General features: G+C 49.3%; 4 protein-coding genes. All 4 read right to left on the reverse strand.

What is annotated here, in order from left to right; translation table 11 throughout:
- Positions 1-85 precede the first annotated feature (85 nt).
- The gene (locus FIL88_RS16540; protein WP_142854992.1) at positions 86-871 is read right to left on the reverse strand and encodes a hypothetical protein; all 786 of its coding nucleotides are present in this window, start codon (positions 869-871) and stop codon (positions 86-88) included.
- A gap of 2 nt (positions 872-873) precedes the next feature.
- The gene (locus tag FIL88_RS16545; RefSeq protein ID WP_142854993.1) at positions 874-1,869 is read right to left on the reverse strand and encodes an RHS repeat-associated core domain-containing protein; all 996 of its coding nucleotides are present in this window, start codon (positions 1,867-1,869) and stop codon (positions 874-876) included.
- Positions 1,870-1,949: 80 nt separating this feature from the next.
- Positions 1,950-2,348 (reverse strand): hypothetical protein, encoded by a 399-nt coding sequence (locus tag FIL88_RS16780; RefSeq protein ID WP_185961012.1) that lies wholly within the window; start codon positions 2,346-2,348, stop codon positions 1,950-1,952.
- Between the two features lie 65 nt (positions 2,349-2,413).
- Positions 2,414-2,998: RHS repeat domain-containing protein (locus FIL88_RS16785; protein ID WP_221931178.1), on the reverse strand; the 585-nt coding region annotated here is incomplete at its 5' end.

Raw genomic sequence — 2,998 nt, forward strand, 5'->3', positions numbered from 1 at the left:
CCGACGCCCGAGCTGACCGTGTACTCCCCGAACGCAACCGATTCGTCCACGGCATTGGTATACTACCTGCGACGGGATCAAACGATCACGATGTTTCAAGCCATCCTTTTTCGGTCATCAGCGCTAGTAATTCGGGACTTTCGGCAAGGTTGACATCAATCGACGGGACCACATTTTTGCCAGTCAGCGGATCCATGACGCCCCCCAAGATCGTGACTATGGTCCCATTCCGCTCGAAGCCGGAGAAATGGTTTGAGAAGTGGAAATCGACCTTATCGACTTCAGAGATCTTTTGCTGAAATAGCTGCTCATTTCGGTGGAGAACGGTCAAATAACGTGCGGTTCCCGTAGCGGACACGACGACACCGACCCCTCCTTTTAAACGCGTCCCCGGGATCATTTTCTGCCCCGCTACAAATGGAAACGAATAGTTGTTTTCCTGGAACTTCGCGCGGGCCTCTCGAATGAGCTCGGTCGGGAAGTTGTCAACTTTCTCTAGCAGATGCAAAGCATGTTCTGTCCACTCAACATATAGTTTCCCGATCTTTTCGTGATCATCTGGAAGCGTCAATAAGTCCCGGGGGTCAAATGGAATATCCACATACAAGAAGGGTTCTGGGTCATAATATGGTTCAGGGTTCGGGTCTTTTTTCAGGACCATCCGGCAATAGGTAATAGGAGGGCTGCCAACCTCGATCTTTGCTTTGCGCAAAGCATCCTGAAAATAAGCCGAGAGGACTACAGTGTTACGACAGGCGGTATCTATCGCCGTTACAACCGCTTGCTCCTCGGAAGATCGCCGTCGATCGACAGAGGCGATTTCCAAATCCTCCCATTCGAAAATGAAATGCTGTAAGTGGTTTCGACTCATTCTTAACCCTTCCGGAAAGGACAAAATTTAGGATCTGCTACTGGCGATTTGTGAATACGGTCATCCACTTCCATCCCCAAACCGTCTAGCATAGTGACCATCATCTTTTCCATGATAAGTGCCTGACCTCTTGACATAAAACCACTAGGGATCGTCATGAGCACCACATGCCCGAACTTTGTAGGGCCGCCCATTTTTCCGATTTGCCGCATTGCGCGTTTGGATAGAGCACCATCCAATATCAAATCTTTCCGTTTGCCGATCCCTACTTTTGCAGTTTGTCCGGTTGAGCGATGGTAAATTACGTATATATGCTGACCACCTTCATTATGACCACTGTTTCCATGACAGCCTCCGCCTTTTCTCGGCCCAAGTGAACCTGCACTCTTTGGGCTACCAGCATACTTATTCCAATCTTGATCCATCGCCCTGACCATATTGGCAACAGCCGAGAACATGCCCGATGATACATTGCGCGTAGCATGACCAAGCATTTGTTTTCGGCCGTCTATCGTCGCCTTGTAGTCGAAATAGGCAGACAAGCCCATTGGGTCAGTCGCGTTGAACGGGTTGTTATCAACATAGGCATACAGGTTTTCCTGACCGCCACCGAAACCCAGAGGGTCCAATTGCATAAATGTACCCGTTGCCGGATCATAGGCGCGCCACCGTAGGTGATAGAGCCCACTTTCCGCGTCATACTCGCGGCCCGTATAGCCGTAGGGTTGCACCAGATCGGCGGCGTCAAAACTCCGAGCACCGTAAGCGCCATAACTGTACTGTGCAACGCGGCTGCCGGTTGCAGTATTAACAATTTGGATGATCGAACCCTGATGATCCCCCACAAGTGTATATGTGGTCCCACTTCCGGGTTGCGACGCATCCGCGTATTTCTCGACCTCTAGGGGTTCATCCACCTGTTCTGAGAATAGCCAGCGCGATGCCAGTGTGCCTTGATCCCCTCCTGTAAACTCCAAAACGATATTACTGGGATCCATCGGCGCGGGATGCTCTTGGTCCAACACAAACGCGGTGATCTCAGCATCAGGTCCGGGAGCGGGTGCGGGTCCCTATCAATTTATTCTTCGAAAACGCTCTCACAATATTCGATAATATCGCGCACCTCAGAAAGCTCGGCAGCGAATTCACTACCGCTGTCCAAAGTGTCGAGAAACAAAAGTGAGCACACTTTCTCCTCACCTGTTAGGCGAAAGCTAGATCTAGACCAAATATGAACTGGGACAGGGGACTTAATAGAGGAAATATTCATGAGAGAGTACCTCAAAGAAATTGAATCTTTCGAACCCTCACGACACATCGCTGTCAGCAAGCACCCCCAGTTATATATGGAAAGTTCTGCAGGAAAAACGTCGAAAATCAGAGGATGATCATCAAAGTCTTTGACAGACCACTCAGCAATAGCTTTGCGCTCGCAGCTATCCAAAATTTTAAGTGCATCACAGTCGTCTTCGTACATTGGATGAAGATACATAAGATCAGGTTTTCGCCAGTGAAACGTACCGTAAAGCTGCTCACATCTCATCATTTCACTCCATATAGCGACAATATAGCTCGGCATCTAGCCATGTGGCCGAAGGCATTTACCTTTGCCATCTTTTCACCTAGCGGAGTAACTCCTTTTGTCAGGAGCACTTTCGGATCCATAGGGCACACTGTATCGCGATACTGTCGCGCGAATGCTTCTTGTCTCGCGGCCTTATACCGCAAAGCATTCAGAGCATCTGCCTTTTCAGTGCATGAACCACCAACTGATCCTCTAAATGCCTTCGCTTGACGTACTCGCTCTTTGGCAGCAAGACATATAGGATCATTGTCTCCGGCGGGGCCCGCTTTGGCGCCAGCACCCGGATAATTGTTCCGCACATGCTCAGGTAGATCAACAAGCTTAATGCTACCATACGTATCTGAAATCGACGCCGCAAGCGCACCAATACCGTAAGCAATAGGTGGTAGTGCCGACTTTCTATTCTTGTCTTCACCCTTAGCTTGCGATGTATGAGATACCGCCATAAGACCTAACGGATCAATATTGTTGAATGTATTTGAGGAGACATAGTGATAAGTGTTTAGGCCATCGACAAACCCAATCGGATCGGACTGTAGGAA

This window comes from Aliiroseovarius halocynthiae (assembly GCF_007004645.1).
GTDB classification, from domain to species: domain Bacteria; phylum Pseudomonadota; class Alphaproteobacteria; order Rhodobacterales; family Rhodobacteraceae; genus Aliiroseovarius; species Aliiroseovarius halocynthiae.